The sequence below is a fragment of the Porphyromonas sp. COT-108 OH1349 genome, assembly GCF_000768755.1.
Classification (GTDB): Bacteria; Bacteroidota; Bacteroidia; order Bacteroidales; family Porphyromonadaceae; genus Porphyromonas_A; species Porphyromonas_A canoris.
On the sequence record NZ_JRAH01000034.1, the window covers coordinates 213157 to 228494 of the forward strand.

At 43.0% G+C, this 15338-nt stretch carries 13 protein-coding genes; 9 read left to right on the forward strand and 4 right to left on the reverse strand.

Features of this window, described 5'->3' with window-relative positions; genetic code table 11:
* Positions 1-460: 460 nt before the first annotated feature.
* Genes JT26_RS08710 through meaB form a run of 4 tightly spaced genes read left to right on the forward strand, consistent with a single transcriptional unit; the run spans position 461 to position 4040 of the window.
* Positions 461-1045 carry a DUF5063 domain-containing protein gene (locus JT26_RS08710; RefSeq protein WP_081966427.1) on the forward strand — a complete coding sequence of 195 codons (585 nt, stop codon included), beginning with the start codon at positions 461-463 and terminating at the stop codon, positions 1043-1045.
* Positions 1038-1712, forward strand: coding sequence for a 3'-5' exonuclease (locus JT26_RS08715; protein ID WP_036849158.1), 675 nt, complete (start codon positions 1038-1040; stop codon positions 1710-1712). The genes JT26_RS08710 and JT26_RS08715 overlap by 8 nt, the downstream gene beginning before the upstream one ends.
* An 11-nt stretch (positions 1713-1723) precedes the next feature.
* Positions 1724-2920 (forward strand): class I SAM-dependent rRNA methyltransferase, encoded by a 1197-nt coding sequence (locus JT26_RS08720; RefSeq protein WP_036849159.1) that lies wholly within the window; start codon positions 1724-1726, stop codon positions 2918-2920.
* Between the two features lie 31 nt (positions 2921-2951).
* Complete coding sequence (meaB, locus tag JT26_RS08725) at positions 2952-4040, forward strand: methylmalonyl Co-A mutase-associated GTPase MeaB (protein ID WP_036848902.1); 1089 nt, start codon at positions 2952-2954, stop codon at positions 4038-4040.
* Positions 4041-4081: 41 nt separating this feature from the next.
* Here meaB and JT26_RS08730 read toward each other — a convergent pair whose 3' ends face one another.
* The 3 genes from JT26_RS08730 to JT26_RS08740 form a co-directional block, all read right to left on the reverse strand.
* On the reverse strand, positions 4082-5557 hold the full coding sequence (locus tag JT26_RS08730; protein WP_160217653.1) for an AMP-binding protein: 1476 nt from the start codon (positions 5555-5557) through the stop codon (positions 4082-4084).
* Between the two features lie 62 nt (positions 5558-5619).
* Positions 5620-6483: an SDR family oxidoreductase gene (locus tag JT26_RS08735; protein WP_235300060.1), complete on the reverse strand. Its 864-nt coding sequence runs from the start codon at positions 6481-6483 to the stop codon at positions 5620-5622.
* Between the two features lie 160 nt (positions 6484-6643).
* Positions 6644-7147, reverse strand: a complete 504-nt coding sequence (locus tag JT26_RS08740; protein WP_036848904.1) for a hypothetical protein — start codon at positions 7145-7147, stop codon at positions 6644-6646.
* A 302-nt stretch (positions 7148-7449) separates the two neighbouring features.
* Between JT26_RS08740 and JT26_RS08745 the strand changes: the two genes are divergently transcribed.
* The 4 genes from JT26_RS08745 to JT26_RS08760 all read left to right on the forward strand — a co-directional run bounded on the left by JT26_RS08745 (position 7450) and on the right by JT26_RS08760 (position 13420).
* The gene (locus JT26_RS08745) at positions 7450-9513 is read left to right on the forward strand and encodes a family 20 glycosylhydrolase (protein WP_036848906.1); all 2064 of its coding nucleotides are present in this window, start codon (positions 7450-7452) and stop codon (positions 9511-9513) included.
* A 77-nt stretch (positions 9514-9590) separates the two neighbouring features.
* Positions 9591-11171 carry a fimbria major subunit gene (locus JT26_RS08750; RefSeq protein WP_036848907.1) on the forward strand — a complete coding sequence of 527 codons (1581 nt, stop codon included), beginning with the start codon at positions 9591-9593 and terminating at the stop codon, positions 11169-11171.
* A 220-nt stretch (positions 11172-11391) separates the two neighbouring features.
* On the forward strand, positions 11392-12159 hold the full coding sequence (dapB, locus tag JT26_RS08755; protein WP_036792220.1) for a 4-hydroxy-tetrahydrodipicolinate reductase: 768 nt from the start codon (positions 11392-11394) through the stop codon (positions 12157-12159).
* On the forward strand, positions 12149-13420 hold the full coding sequence (locus JT26_RS08760) for a Gfo/Idh/MocA family protein (protein ID WP_052110488.1): 1272 nt from the start codon (positions 12149-12151) through the stop codon (positions 13418-13420). The genes dapB and JT26_RS08760 overlap by 11 nt, the downstream gene beginning before the upstream one ends.
* Positions 13421-13496: 76 nt before the next feature.
* Here JT26_RS08760 and JT26_RS08765 read toward each other — a convergent pair whose 3' ends face one another.
* Positions 13497-14027, reverse strand: coding sequence for a hypothetical protein (locus tag JT26_RS08765; protein WP_036848909.1), 531 nt, complete (start codon positions 14025-14027; stop codon positions 13497-13499).
* 592 nt (positions 14028-14619) lie between these two features.
* Between JT26_RS08765 and pyrH the strand changes: the two genes are divergently transcribed.
* Positions 14620-15333, forward strand: coding sequence for a UMP kinase (pyrH, locus tag JT26_RS08770; protein WP_036848912.1), 714 nt, complete (start codon positions 14620-14622; stop codon positions 15331-15333).
* Positions 15334-15338: the final 5 nt, after the last annotated feature.

Sequence of the window (15338 nt, forward strand, 5' to 3'; positions counted from 1 at the left end):
AGCATAGTCGGTAAACTGCAAGTATTACCTCTTTTAAGGGGAGTGCTTGCAGTTTTTTATTTCCTGAAGAGATCCACAAACCATTGCTCTGTGCTATTTAGGCGCGAGAGAAATGAGTATTAAGCCGTACACTTTCTTTGATAAACCTATTCAAAAGATTGGTCGAATAGGGCAAAGAGTTGCCATCGGGCTTTGACTGCTCCCTTTCAAGCTTTGGTTCGTATATCTCAAGGTTCGATTTCCACAAATCAGCCCTTGATATTGAAATATAAAAGGCATTAAAGCTCTTTTTTGAAAGGATTAAAAGAAGATTTAATCATGTATAGACGATTATTGTAGCGTGATCAAGATTGTACCATACTGTTTTCTTCCACTCTCCATATTTATTCAATCAAAGGACAAAGTTTGTCATCAAGTATCGTTACCTTTGTATTTGGAAGTATAAACCAGCAATCGTAAGATGAGTATAAAAGTATCATCAGACACTGATCAGGGCAGCTCTATGCCTACAAGCCTGCTTCTCGAAAGCAGTCAAGGCTGTATAGGAGCCATCTATGCCGTTCTTCGGCAAGAGTCTTCGTCCGGAAATCGTGAAGCAAAGCTTCGAGGTTTGCAGGGGCATCTGTTGGCTCTCTACTCTGCGGCTCTATCTACTCCTGTTTCAGACTATGAGGAGTATCAGTATGAAGAGTCGGAGCGCGAGTATATAGTAACCGAAGAGCAGTATAATGCCGTACAAGACAGTATCGCTGAACTGATGGGAGAGTACGATACCATAATAGACAGCTCCATAGATGTGGCTCAGCCGGAGTATGAATCCAAGGCTTTCACGGTCTCGGAGCTGGTGGCAGATGTTTTTCAGGAGATAGTTGACTTTGTCTGGAACTACCGGATAGATGTTCAGACCGATGAAGTAAAAGGGATGCTAATCTATGACTACCTGCAAGGATTCACTCACACGTGGGGAAAGAAGGTGCTGATCATCGCTCGTGCCATTCATGATGCTATTGAGATGGAGATGGAAGGGGATGGAGAGTATGAATAGCATCCGGAAGACAAATATCACGGAGGAAGAGCTGCAAGAAGTAGAGATAGAACAGCTGTCTGAACCTGTTGTGGTAATAGACGAAACCACTTCGGATACGCAGCTGCAAAAGATAGTGGAAGAGATCCGGCATGCCGATGTCATCGGGATGGATACGGAGACAAAGCCGGCATTTAAGCGTGGGGTACATCACAAGGTGAGTCTTCTGCAAGTGGCTATTCCGGGAAAGGTTTATCTTTTCCGTCTGCCCCGAATACTGGATAGTGAGGAGAAGAGAGACTATCTCTCTTTCCTATGGTCGGAAGCACCGGTGAAGGTGGGTGTGGGCATTGGAGACGATACCAAAGCTCTGCTGTCCGACTATAAGATGGAAACTCATAACTTTTGTGAGCTTCGACACCTCTCTTCGGCAGCCGGAATAGAAGTCCTGGCTCTTTCAAAAATATATGCCGTGCTGTTCAACAGAAGGCTTTCAAAGGCGCAACGCCTGACCAACTGGGAAGCCCCCGTTCTTTCGGCACCTCAATGCACTTACGCGGCATTGGATGCCGTGGCAGGGCTCAAGATATATGTTGCGCTGAGAGAGTATATGAAAGAGGAGTTTTTGGCTTCCACCGTAGTTAAACCAAAGAGGAGAGTCATAAAAAGACGAAGAAGAAAAGTGTAATGGAAAAAGGTATATATCCTATCATAACTCTGAAAAAAGGGAAAAACGAATCGCTCCAAAGACGTCATCCGTGGGTGTTCTCCGGAGCAATACAACACAGTTCTCAACCACTGGAAGAGGGAGAACTCGTGGACGTGTATAGTGCCGACGGCTCTTTTCTTGCTCGTGGATATTGCGAGATAGGCTCCATAGCTGTTCGGGTTTTAACTTTCAAAGAGGAGGTTATAGATAGTGCTTTCCTAAAGCGAAGATTGGAGTCTGCTTTGGATCTTAGAAAAAAGATCGGGCTTATACGTTCCGATAATACCATATACCGGCTTGTGCATGGGGAGGGAGACTTTCTTCCCGGATTGATAGTAGATGTATATGGCTCTGTTGCGGTTATTCAAGCGCATACTATCGGTATGCACTTGCTAAGGGAGTCTGTAAGGGATGTCCTCCTGCAAGCTCCTTTTTCGGAGATTATCAAGAGTGTCTATTACAAGTCGGACACTACATTGCCATTCAAAGCCGAAGTTGATTTTACAAGTGGTCTTATTGGCGGAGAGAAGTTTGCAGATAACTATGCTTTAGAGAATGGCATCAAGATATATCCGGATATCCTTAGAGGGCAGAAGACAGGCTTTTTCGTGGATCAGAGAGAAAATAGAACACTTCTTGAACACTACTCTAAGGGAGCATCCGTACTGAATATGTTCTGCTATTCGGGAGGCTTCTCCATCTACGCTTTGCGTGGAGGAGCCAAGAGGGTAGTATCGGTGGACAGCAGCGCCAAAGCCATAGAGATGATGCAGCGAAACATAGACGAGAACAGAAGTGTATGGAGTAAGGATGCCACTCATGAGGCTTATGTGGAAGATGCGTTCCGCTATTTGGACAGGGTAGAACCGGGAGAGTTTGATGTGGTAGTACTCGATCCTCCTGCTTTTGCCAAACATCGTAAAGTGTTGCATAATGCTCTTCAGGGGTATCGTAAGCTGAATGTGGCAGCGATGTCCAAGATGAACTCCGGAAGTATTTTGTTTACGTTCAGCTGTTCACAGGCTGTCTCTCCCGAACAGTTCAGACAAGCTGTTTTCACTGCTGCGCTTCAGGCAGGAAAGCAAGTGCGGATACTTCATCAGCTAACACAGCCGATGGATCATCCGGTAAGTATCTATCATCCCGAAGGAGAATACCTGAAAGGACTTGTGCTCTATATCGACTAATGCGTTTTAATATTTAATACCGTTATCACAGATGTTTCACCCGGAGAACGACGAGAAGTATAAAGGTCTGAAAGTAAATAAGGGAGTAGAAAATGCTCCCATAGTCAGCCCATATCTTAAAAAGAGAAAGATACGCACATACACGGCTGCGGAGTATGTGGAAGGCATTCTGAAAGGAAATATGACAATGCTTTCTCAGGCGGTAACACTCGTGGAAAGCTCGCTGGAGAGCAACCAAGTGATAGCCCAAGAGGTGATCGAGAAGTGTCTTCCTCATGCCGGGAATAGCATACGTCTCGGTATAACGGGCGTTCCCGGTGCAGGTAAAAGTACGAGTATAGATGCTTTCGGGATGCATGTTATCCGTAAGGGACATAAGCTTGCAGTGTTGGCAATAGATCCCAGTAGTGAACGTTCTAAAGGCAGTATCTTGGGAGATAAGACACGAATGGAGGATCTTTCAAAGGAAGATAATGCTTTTATACGTCCTTCTCCCTCGGCAGGATCTTTGGGAGGTGTTGCCAGAAAAACGCGTGAAACCATTGTCCTCTGCGAGGCTGCAGGTTTTGATACCATTTTTGTTGAAACCGTAGGTGTGGGTCAGAGTGAAACGGCTGTGCACTCTATGGTCGATTTTTTCCTGCTTATTCAGCTTGCCGGAACGGGAGACGAGTTGCAAGGGATCAAGAGAGGTATCATGGAGATGGCGGATGGCATTGTCATCAACAAAGCAGACGGAGATAATATAGACAAAGCCAAGCTTGCAGCATCTCACTATCGCAATGCGCTGCACTTGTTCCCCCCTGCAGAAAGCGGTTGGTTTCCCAGAGTCTTGACCTATTCGGGCTATTACGCTTTGGGTATAGATGAAGTGTGGCAGATGATTGAGAACTATGTCGCTTTCGTAAAAGAGAATGGCTACTTCGAGAAGAAGCGTAACCAGCAGTCCAAATACTGGATGTACGAAAGCATACATGAAGAACTTTTGAGAAACTTCTATCACAATAAAACGATAGAAACACTTCTTCCTCTTGTAGAGAACGATGTGTTGGAGAATAGAAAAAGCTCATTTGTTGCCAGCGCAGAGCTATTAGAGACCTATTTTGGTAAGAAGAGATAGAAGCCGGGAGAGGACAAAAGAAAGTGTGAAACAGACTCTTTTTATTTCCTCTCTTGATTTACGACTTCCTTTAGCTCATTCTGATTGGCAACTCTTTTCCCTGTTGCCAAAAGAGAGAGCTTGCCAATATTTATCTTTCTCGGCATCTCTGCGCGGGAAAGTCTTGGACGAAGCCATGTTTTAAGCTCCTCTTCCGAAATTTCCGACCCTTTCACCGGCTCTATGTCTGCTACCAAGAATGTAACGCCATCGGTAGTCGACTCGGAATAAACTTTGGTTGAGAGGACATTCGGATGCTCTACAATGACTCTTTCTACAACTTCCGGATAGACATTTTCTCCACCACAAACCACCATCTGATCCTGACGTCCTTCGTGAAAGTAATACCCATCCGGAGTTTTGCGAGCCCTATCACCTGTGTTTTGCCATCGGTTTCTTCGCTCCTGCATAGCCCATGAGGAGGAGACCCAAAGCTCTCCTATTCCTTCGGAAGAGGTATTTCTTATTTCACATTTTACTCCTTTTATGGGCTTTCCAAGAGTAGTTTTACTATTTGCATCCAGATCTTCCGGTGTAGCCAATAGGAAAAAACCTGCTTCGGAAGTGCCATATAGATTGAAGATAATAGGGGATACCGCCGTATGTACGTGGGAGATCAGTTTGCGATCCAGCCTGTCTCCTCCACAGATGATCGCTTTCAGGGATTTAAGATGTTGTTCTGCTTGCGGACATTGTATCATTCGAGAAAGCATGAGTGGAACTAATGGCATTACCTCTATCCTATATTTTTCTATGCCGTGGATAGCCTCTTCCGGATCGAATCTGCGAGTCAGCCATACTCTTTTGCCCATCACAAGCGATACTATGAGCGTAGCTAACCCAAAGCCGTGATAGAGAGGGAGAGCAATGTAGGTAGATTCGTAGTTTTGAATACCGACTTGACGGAATAGAGCCAATAGGGGAAGGAGAAAATTTGTAGCTGAAGGCTTTCGAGATACTTCCTTGTATTTCCCGCTTGATCCTCCTGTCAGAATAGAAAATGCTCCTCCTCTCCAAATGCGTGGCAGGGTAGTAGAGAAGGTTTTATCATGATAAGAAGAGAGCAAAGAGTCTATGGCTTCGGTTGCAATCCAAGTGAAAGGTAATGGTGTGAGTGGAAGCACACTCTCTCGAAGCTCTTCATCTATGATAAGAAGAGAAAACCTCCTCTTGGTGGTTAAGATTTCTTCTACTTTGGAAGCATTCAGATCTGTATTCAGAAGATGAATATCTGCCCCTATACGAGACAATGCGGGCAGAAGCATGACAGCTATATGATGATTTCTTACCAGGACTGCAATCTGATCTCCTCTTTTTACTTTATAACATTGAATAAGGAGTTGGGCTAATTTAAGGGAGTCTTCGTACAACTCTTTGTAGTTTTTCTTCTCATCTTGTCCGTAGATCAATGCCAATCTTTTCGGATAAAGTTTAGCAGAAAAATGGAGTAGAGCCATGAGAGATAAGCCTTCTTTCATAAAGGATTTTATCCAATAGAAGATTCCTTTAGGGGAGATAAAATTTTGATTATAGAGGGCTTTTATAATCGAGTAGCGGTATTGAGACATCTTTTTTTCTTGAAATAATATTTATAACCAATGGTTACAAGAGGAGAGAAAGCTTGAGCGAGAGGAGCGGACAACCTTGCCCACCAAGGGATATATCTGTTTCGTCTGCCAATGGCAAGCCTTAGAAGTATTCGGGCTGCCGCTTCCGGTTGATAACCGGGAAGATTTCTGTAATCAAGATTAGGTGCAGACATCTCGGTGTGTACCAAAGGAATGTAAGCAATGCGAACTTTTACTCCTTCTGTAAATAACTCTGTCGATGCCGTGCGAAACCAGATATCTGCCGCTCCTTTTGAGGAATGATAGGCAGACCATTCGGGTGCAAAAGGGTAGAGGAGACTTACGGCAGAGGTTGATATGATGGTACCATGAGATCGTTTGAGGGCAGGAAGAAGAGCAAGAGATAGGTGTATAGCTGCGGTATAATTCAGTGAGATGGTTCGGTCAAAGTCATGTGAACGTGAAATAGAGTCTGATATCTTGCGCTTGATAGATTTTCCCGCATTGCTAAAAAAGAAGTGAACATTGGGAAGTAAGCCCGGAAGCTCTTCGCAAAGAAAGGAGAGTTGCTCTTGGTTACGCAAGTCCAATGCCCGATAGATAGCAGAACAACCATGGGATGATGCCTTCCTGCAAAGCTCCCGGAGTTTATCTTCAGATCGGGCAATGAGCAGCAGATTTGCTTTTGACGCGATGAGCTCTTCCACCAAACAAGCACCTATGCCACGAGATGCACCGGTAACAACAACCCATTTGCCTTTGAAATACTGTTCTCGTTCTTTCTCAGAAAGAGAACAAATGGAAGGATAAAGCAAAGGAGCCAAATATCGTAACATAGAAGAGAGCATTCTGTGAGTTTGCCCCAAAGATACAAAGAGAAAAATAAACCCCTCACAATTGGCATCCGAAGATACTATTGTGAGGGGTTTAGATATCAATAACGACTTTTAGGTCGTGCTTTAGTCTTTTTAAGACCATGCATACTCTTTCGATGAACTATAATCCTGAGTAGGTTTTCCACGCATCTTCATTGGAGAAGACCTCTTCTATTATCCCTGAAGCAGATACAAGAAACGTCTTTGTCTGTCCTTTTCTTACTTCAAAGTCTCGAGCAAGAGTACGGTAATCATTCAAACGGAGGTATTTATTGAAGCTGCCTTGAGGGTCTATCCCATCCAAAGCCAAGCATTGCTCCATATCCCGAAGCGAGCCATCAATACAGATAGAAATAAAATTTACATCTGAACCTTTGCAACGCTCGTTAAGTAACGCATTTGTCAGTCTGGATTTTGCATCTTCAATACTCCAAAAGTGTACTATTGAAGAGTCTTCATCACCCACAGACACCGGTACTATTTCTCCCTCCACTTTGATCCTTTGCAACATATCTCCCGGATTATAACCATAAATGGCACGCTCTCCTTTACCGACAGAAGCAGTTAGTAGCACTGAGAGCAAAATCAGAAAAACTGTTGCCAAGGCAAAAGTTTTAGAATTCATACAATAAGTTTAAGTTCACACTGGCTCTCCGGTAGCAGACATATCTTTAGAACGTCCGAAACGAAGAGGTACCCGATTTTCGGATACTTTTAAGCTATTCCGCTGAATAGCCGAAAAGCAAAGGTATGAAAAATATTTTTTCTTGCCAAAACTCTTATTTTAAGGCACTTTCTAAGGGACATTCTTTACCGAAATGATATTTCAGAAGTTTATGACAGTATTCTTGGGTAGAAAGAAATAAAAATCTCTCGAAATATTACAGCCATATTTTTATCTTTACCATTCAATAATACTCACAAGGAATGCGCACGACTTTTAGACTTTTAAGCCCCTCTCTTATTGCTTTGCTTGCAATATGTATATCTACGAATGTTTACGCCTCTGTTCATCATCATCTATTGCCCAAGCCACAGAGCTATAAGGAACACAAAGGATTTTTTACTGCTCAAAAAGTCAAACTGATATCTTCTTCTCAAGATATTCCTATTGGAACTTGGTTATCGAGAGTGGGCTTAAAAACAGATACCAACTCTCCTCATTTCATACAGCTTTCTGTCGTGGACAGTTTACCATCTCAGGTAACTCAAAACGAGGAAGAGGCTTATCGGTTATGCGTATCAGAGCAGTCCATAACTCTTTCTGCTCTGACAGAAACGGGACTTTATAGAGGATTGCAAACGCTTGCCCAGCTATGGGAACAGTATCCTTACAGACTTCCGGCTTGTGAAATTATAGATTGGCCGGCTTGGAGGATCAGAGGATTCATGCACGATGTCGGAAGGACTTACATTCCCATGTCCGAACTTAAAAAGCAAATACAACTGCTTTCATACTTTAAGGTTAATGTCTTTCATTGGCATCTGACGGAGAATCAAGCTTGGAGATTAGAGAGTAAGATTTATTCTCAGCTGAATGCTCCGGAACATACCACTCGTATGCCGGGTAAATACTATACATTGGAAGAGGCTAAAGAATTGGTCGAATGGTGTAAACAACATCATATGTTACTTATTCCTGAAATAGATATGCCCGGACACAGTGCTGCTTTTGAACGTGCCATGGGATATGGTATGCAAATAGAACAAGGTAAGACTGTTCTTAAAAGATTGCTTGCTGAAGCAATAGAGGTGATGGATGTGCCTTATATACATATAGGAACAGATGAAGTAGAGTTTACAGATCCGGGTTTTGTGCCTGAAATGGTTGCGTACGTCCGTTCTTTGGGGCGGAAAGTTATCTCATGGAATCCCGGCTGGAACTATGAACCAACGGAGATAGATATGACACATCTGTGGAGTTATAGAGGTAAAGCCCAGTCCGGTATTCCCGCAATAGATAGTCGACTTCACTATATAAACCATTACGATCTTTTTGCAGATATAAGGGCATTATACAGCAGTACTATTTACAATAGCCACAATGGCTCTTCGGATCTGGCAGGAACGATACTGGCGGTATGGAATGATAGATATATTTCCGATATTCCTACCTTAATGGCTGAGAATAATTTCTATCCGACAATGTTGGCTATGGCGGAACGTGCGTGGTTCGGAGGCGGATATGGATATTTCGACAAGAGTACAAATCTATTTTCAGACAGATTTAGTGATGCCTATAAGGAGTTTGCCGACTTTGAGAGAAGACTTCTTTGGCACAAAGAGCGTACTCTATCATCAGAGTTAATTCCCTATGTTCGGCAGAGCCAAGCATCTTGGGTTATTGTCGATGCTTTTGAAAATGGTGGAGATTTGGAAAAAGTCTTTCCTCCAGAAGAGATCTACCTTTCAGATAAATCTTTTACTTATCCTCCTAAGCAGCTTCCTCACTATATATTTGAGGGAAAGAGGAGAGATAGCCATCAATTCTTTGGATCGGGTTTCTATCTAAGGCATGTTTGGGGTAATGTTATTTGTCCCAATGTTTATGATAATCCTAAAGAGTATCACACCGCTTATGCAATGACTTGGGTACATTCTCCGAAGAAACAAACTGTTGGTTTGCTATTCGAGACACAGAATTATAGCCGTAGCGAAAGCGATTTACCTCCTCCCAAAGGAAAGTGGGATTACAGAGGGAGTAAGATTTGGATAAATAAGAAAGAGATCCCGGCTCCCGAATGGTCTGCGACACATAATAAAAGAGATAATGAGATCTTGTTGGGAAATGAGAATATTCCCTCTCGAAAACCTATTCATGTAGAATTGAATAAGGGTTGGAATCATATACTGATCAAGCTTCCTGTCGGAGCATTTCGTTCTCCGGAAATACGTTTGGTGAAATGGATGTTCACGGCAAGCTTTATCGATATCACAGGTAAACAGGCTGCAAACCTCCGTTATCACCATTTCAATACGATAAAGAAGTGAATTATGAGTAAAAATTTGTTTATGAGACCGCCTTTATTTACCTTTAACCTCCAAATTAACGTAAAAACAAAGAATTTATGAGGAAAAGCCACATTTCAGCATTAGTGCTTGCACTTGCTCTGTTCTCTTCCGGTTGTAAGGAAGAACCATTCAGACTTCCTAATAACGGTAAAGAAACTCCACAAGAGAAGCTGATGGAGTTACATTTGACCTCTTCCACAAGATACAATGAGATGGTTTTTAGAGGAGAAGAGGAGGGGAGCAACAAACTTTTAGAGATTAAGAAGCATCTTTCGCAGGATATTCAAAGTGTTTATTTTCTCTTTTTTGCACCTTCCGGTAAAGAGTATATCCTTAAACAGCAGATATACTATCCTGTATTCAGAAGCAAAGAAGGTATAGTTTCGGATGCTTTTGAATCTTTGACTTTAACAGAAACAGGAGTCGATATAAAATTCAATCCGATCAAGATTAAGCAAAACAATTATAAGCTGATTGTTTTGTTTAACCCTTATAAGACTCTTATAGACAAGCTTGAACTTAATAAAACCAACATAAAGATATTTGACAGTCCGGTATCAATCTATGACAAAGACTCTAAAGACGACTTTTTCATCCAAAACACATACATCTGTAAAGATGGAGCGGTAACCATAAAACCCACTCCGGACACTCATGATTCAAACTCCGATACATCTCAGCATTATCAGCTATTCGAGATGACTCCCGTCAGCTCTTATTATACTCTCTCATTTGATAACATGGTCGTGGAAGGAGGACGTATCGGTGAAGAGATAAAGATCTATCCGGATGTTGTGAACAAGAGCATTGTTCCATTTCCCTCCTACTCCAAGATGATCATAAGAACCGGTGTGGAAAGCGATTTTTCCATTCCTAAGGATGGAAATTTTGGTAGCATCAAGAATTTTGATCAGGTTAATGCTCAGTTTTTTCGCATTGAAGACTCTAAGCTCTCCCGGACCAATATCGGAAGGACAATAAACATAAACTCTCCTTCCGATACTCCGTTTTACGGAATGATTCCCGAAAACACCATTCAGGGACCTGAATTTTTAGCAACCAACTGCTCGCGCTTAATTGTCTCTGTTGCCTACGCTCCGGAGACAATAGAGTTAGGTTCGAGTTGGGCAACATATAAAGGACGAACATTTGACGACAATAGTTTTAAGACTCTTATCACAAAGGTTACTACTGCAAAGGTAGATCAGCTGGATGCTTACGAGCAGGCATTTAAGAAAGACTATGAAGAAGGCAAAAAATACCTGGAAAACTTTATCAAGCAAGCTACGGGAAGCCAACGTGAGAAAGACAGAGCCCGTTACATATTATCGGGAATGAACTCTCATACCAACTCTTACCACATTAGAGGTATATCTTACCATCATGGCGGCATCTGTTTTTATGCCATACCATTGGTTCATAAAGAGATTTTAGACTCATCCTCATCCAAGATTTTCAAACTTTACTCTTCGGTAAGAAACCACTTATACCATATCTCCGTTAGCAAGATAAGAAAGCCGGGGAAGGCAATGATTTCTCAACTTCCAACGGACGAAGAGCTAAAAGAAGAGAAGACGTCAGGTTTTGGTTCGGGATATAATTATCCTGAAGAGGTCAGTATGAACGTTGAGTTATAATTTTTCACATAAAGAAATAAGAGATTCTTTAGATCCGAGTGGAGAGAAAAAGTTTAGGGGTTTTGGTTATCGCCGAAGCTCCTAAACTTTTTTCGGGAGACTATATCAGTTTGCAGTTTTTTTATTTTAAGCTTCATATCTGTTCCGTTAAGCTTTTGTTGCTTTCGATGGGATGAAATAATAAGTATATTTGTGAGCGAAAAATATATACGAAGACAGCATGAAAATAGCTCTTATAGGATATGGAAAGATGGGTAAAACCATCAAAGAGATAGCGGAAAGGAGAGGGCATAAAATAGTATCGGTGATAGACGAGGAGAATGTATGGGAGTTGGAAGACCGTTCATCCTCTTTTTTCACTGCGGATGTTGCCATAGAGTTTAGCACCCCTTCGTCTGCTCCGGGGCATTTGGAGGCGTGTTTCAGAGCAGGAATACCTGTTGTCTGCGGTACTACAGGCTGGCTTTCCGAGTGGGATAATGTGATCCGCACGATGGAGAAGGAGAATGGTACACTATTTTATAGCTCCAACTTCAGTATCGGTGTCTATATCTTCGGAAAGATAAATGAGCTGCTTGCCACTTATATGAATCTTCTTCCCCAGTATGGTGTTATTATAGATGAGACACATCATACCGAGAAGAAAGATGCTCCAAGCGGTACGGCTCTGACGCTTGCCAATCAGATTCTCGACAAGATAGATCGGAAGTTGGCTATATTTACCACTACGGATGGTTCGCTTGCTCCTGTGGATGAGGGTATTACCATTCGTGCGCATCGCAAAGATAATGTACCGGGCACGCATACAATATCTTACTCTTCAAAGATAGACGACATCACGATAGAGCATAAAGCTCACGGGCGAGAAGGATTTGCCACCGGAGCGATCATGGCAGCAGAATATATTCCGGGACGGAAGGGTCTGTTCTCCATAGATGCCCTGATGGAGGATTTGCTCAAGAGTAGCGAGAAAAGAGATGAACCATAATCATCTCCTTTCCTTTAGAGCCGAACCTATTCCGGTTGTACGCATCGGTATAGTTGGTTTAGGTGTAAGAGGTAGCAAGGCTTTGGATAGACTTGTAGAGATTCCCGGTGTCAGAATAGTGGCTCTTGCAGATTTGGACGAGTCTGTCGTACGGAAAGCATCGGAGCTTTTACCTTATCGTGAGGTCTCTTGCTATACCGGAGAGCGAGCCGCGACTTCTTGTGTTACGGACTCTTGTGTGGATTTGCTCTACATCACAACCACATGGGAGAGTCATGCAGAGATAGCAACGGAGGGGATGATGCACGGAAAGCATGTCGCAATAGAAGTGCCGGCAGCCATCTCCATGGCTCAGATATGGCAACTTGTAGAGACCGCCGAGCAGACCCGGAGGCATTGCTTCATGTTGGAAAACAGTGTGTACGACCGCTTTGAGCTGTCCATGCTTCACATGGTACAGTGTGGCATCTTCGGGGAAATCGTTCACGCAAAGGGAGGATATGTACACAATCTTCACAGCCAATGGCTGCAACACAGAGAAGATTGGAGATTGGCGCATAATATTGCAAGGCGAGGAGATCTCTATCCAACCCATGGAGTGGCTCCTCTCTGCCTTGCCATGAACATACACAGAGGAGATCGTCTTTCACGATTAGTCGCTATGGAAGCCGTCCCGAAGCATACTCCTCGTGTGTTGGGCGATCATTATGGCGAAGATTTCAGCAGCTTTGCAAATGGAGATCACACTCAGACCATCATACAGACAGAGAAAGGATGCACGCTCTATATCGAACACGATGTTGCCTCATACAGACCTTACTCTCGCTCTTTGCAGATTGTCGGCACGGACGGATTCGCTCAAAAATACCCTTATCCCGTACTCTCGCTGAAGCCTGAATATTGTAACGGCATCTCTTATAACAGCGTAGTTCATCCGGATCTTCCGGACTATCTGCCACACGAACAGACGGAGCAGCTGTTGCAGAAATACAGCCATCCGATCCTTACACCGGATATTCTTGACGGCATAAAGCATTTGGAGGGACATGCTCCTATGAGCGGCATTATGGACAGACGGCTTATATACTGTCTGCAGAAAGGTTTACCTCTTGACATGGATGTCTATGACATGGCAGAGTGGTGCTCTATCATTCCGCTTTCGGAAGAGTCTCTTCGTCTCGGATCAGTTCCGATAGAGATCCCGGACTTCACTCGAGGGGCATGGGATATACTGGAAAAAGTAGATTGGCATATATCTTAAACAGAAAAGGATTCGTACAGCGTGGTAGTTTTACCACATCCGTACGAATCCTTTTTTCTTTCGGACAGAGAGGTTGTTATCCTTTCACGATCTTGATAGGACGAGAAACCTGTTTGCCGTTGAGATAAAAACTCCTCTTTACCTTTATATCATTCTTTTTCCTGTGCGCTTTCTGGTTGATGGTTATTACATCTTCCGGCCAGCCGTTCCCCCAGTTCAGCACCAACTTTTCCGATTCAAACGTACTGTCGCCTGCCAATTCTCCAAAATATAAAACCTTACGTCCATTTTTGTTTGTCCCAATAAGCAGCCCATGAAATGTAGGCATATAGGCTCGGAAAACATCAGGAGTCGGTCGGTCTATTCTTTCTCCCATCTTAAAAGTCTTTCCTAAAAATGTGGCGGTAACATCTTGAGAGAGCAGGTTGCCCGGAGTATTGGCATCCAAAAGATCTCTTCCCTCCTTATCTGCCACTTCTATTTCTATGTTGAGAGGATAGAAATCGAAGATGATATCGGGGTCTTCTCCCTTACAAGAGCTTATCAGAAAAGAGCCTGCAAGCAGTAGCAGGCAAAGATGAAATAGTGTAGAAAAACTGTGTTTCATCGGATTGCGCTTTTAGTTTGATGGCACAAATGTAAAGAAAAAACGAATAACGGAGAGATCTTTTATGGAATGTATTTGAGATTTTGAACGTATATAATAGATCCGGTATTCGGTATTAAATCTTTTGCCAAACGTTATAAAATCTCGAAATCAGGCTTTGAGTTGTGGAAGTCAAGCCTTGACTTTTGAAAATCCAATCTTGAAAGAGAGCGAGCAAGCCTTGATTTGAATTTCCGATTGCGTTCAGAGCAAACTCTAAATACGGTAAATATCTTTTCTAATCAGGTTCAGACTCTTTTGGAGGCAGCTTAGGAAATGAACATTTCTCTGTCTTTAAGATGTATATGGGGCAGATGGGTTAAAGAATAGATGTTTTTCCAAAATGTTCTATCTCTGAATCACCTCCGTTACAAGCATGAAAACAGCATCATGATGCAAAATCCGGAGCGTGTAGAAATAGGGTATAAACCATTTTGGATGCGGAGTATTAAACTAAATTCTTTATCTTTGAGGGATAGAGAAGGTGGCTTTTGTGCTTCCTTCTGCCGAATAACAGAAATACGAATAATATTATACCTAGCAGAGATTGGAAATGAAGAGAGTCTTATTGAAACTCAGTGGCGAAAGTCTCATGGGGACACGGTCCTATGGCATAGACCCTTCCCGACTAAATTCATACGCACAAGAGATAAAACGCTCTCGTGATTTGGGTATTCAGATTGCAATAGTAATAGGAGGAGGAAACATCTTTAGAGGTCTATCCGGAGCCACTCAGTCCGGTTTCGATAGAGTAAAAGGAGATCAGATGGGGATGTTAGCCACGTGTATCAATAGCTTGGCTCTAAGCTCTGCACTGACGGCAAACGGAGTGGATAATGTGGTCTATACCGCCATCCGAATGGAACCAATAGGGGAGTTTTACGATAAATGGAAAGCAATAGCAGCCCTTCAAGCCGGTAGGGTGGTCATCTGTGCGGCAGGTACCGGAAATCCTTTCTTTACCACAGATACCGGTTCGTCTCTCCGAGCGATAGAGTTGGAAGCGGATGCCATGCTTAAAGGAACGAGAGTGGATGGCATATACGACAAAGACCCGGAAAAGTATCCGGATGCTATTCGTTTCGATCGGATATCCTACTCGGATGTTATAGCCAAAGATCTGAAGGTAATGGACGTAACGGCTACGGCAATGTGTATGCAGAACAAGATGCCTATCGTGGTATTCGATATGGATACACCTGGAAATCTGTTCAAGCTTCTCTCCGGAGAAAATATCGGTACACGTGTCTATATAGATAAGGAGTAACAACA

Bases quoted from the DNA above. Each gene is read 5' to 3' on its own strand.
- JT26_RS08765 (WP_036848909.1), bottom strand. From the start codon at position 14,027: ATGAAACACAGTTTTTCTACACTATTTCATCTTTGCCTGCTACTGCTT.
- dapB (WP_036792220.1), top strand. From the start codon at position 11,392: ATGAAAATAGCTCTTATAGGATATGGAAAGATGGGTAAAACCATCAAA.
- JT26_RS08740 (WP_036848904.1), bottom strand. From the start codon at position 7,147: ATGAATTCTAAAACTTTTGCCTTGGCAACAGTTTTTCTGATTTTGCTC.
- JT26_RS08750 (WP_036848907.1), top strand. From the start codon at position 9,591: ATGAGGAAAAGCCACATTTCAGCATTAGTGCTTGCACTTGCTCTGTTC.
- JT26_RS08760 (WP_052110488.1), top strand. From the start codon at position 12,149: ATGAACCATAATCATCTCCTTTCCTTTAGAGCCGAACCTATTCCGGTT.
- JT26_RS08730 (WP_160217653.1), bottom strand. From the start codon at position 5,557: ATGAAAGAAGGCTTATCTCTCATGGCTCTACTCCATTTTTCTGCTAAA.
- JT26_RS08715 (WP_036849158.1), top strand. From the start codon at position 1,038: ATGAATAGCATCCGGAAGACAAATATCACGGAGGAAGAGCTGCAAGAA.
- JT26_RS08735 (WP_235300060.1), bottom strand. From the start codon at position 6,483: ATGTTACGATATTTGGCTCCTTTGCTTTATCCTTCCATTTGTTCTCTT.
- JT26_RS08745 (WP_036848906.1), top strand. From the start codon at position 7,450: ATGCGCACGACTTTTAGACTTTTAAGCCCCTCTCTTATTGCTTTGCTT.
- meaB (WP_036848902.1), top strand. From the start codon at position 2,952: ATGTTTCACCCGGAGAACGACGAGAAGTATAAAGGTCTGAAAGTAAAT.
- JT26_RS08710 (WP_081966427.1), top strand. From the start codon at position 461: ATGAGTATAAAAGTATCATCAGACACTGATCAGGGCAGCTCTATGCCT.
- pyrH (WP_036848912.1), top strand. From the start codon at position 14,620: ATGAAGAGAGTCTTATTGAAACTCAGTGGCGAAAGTCTCATGGGGACA.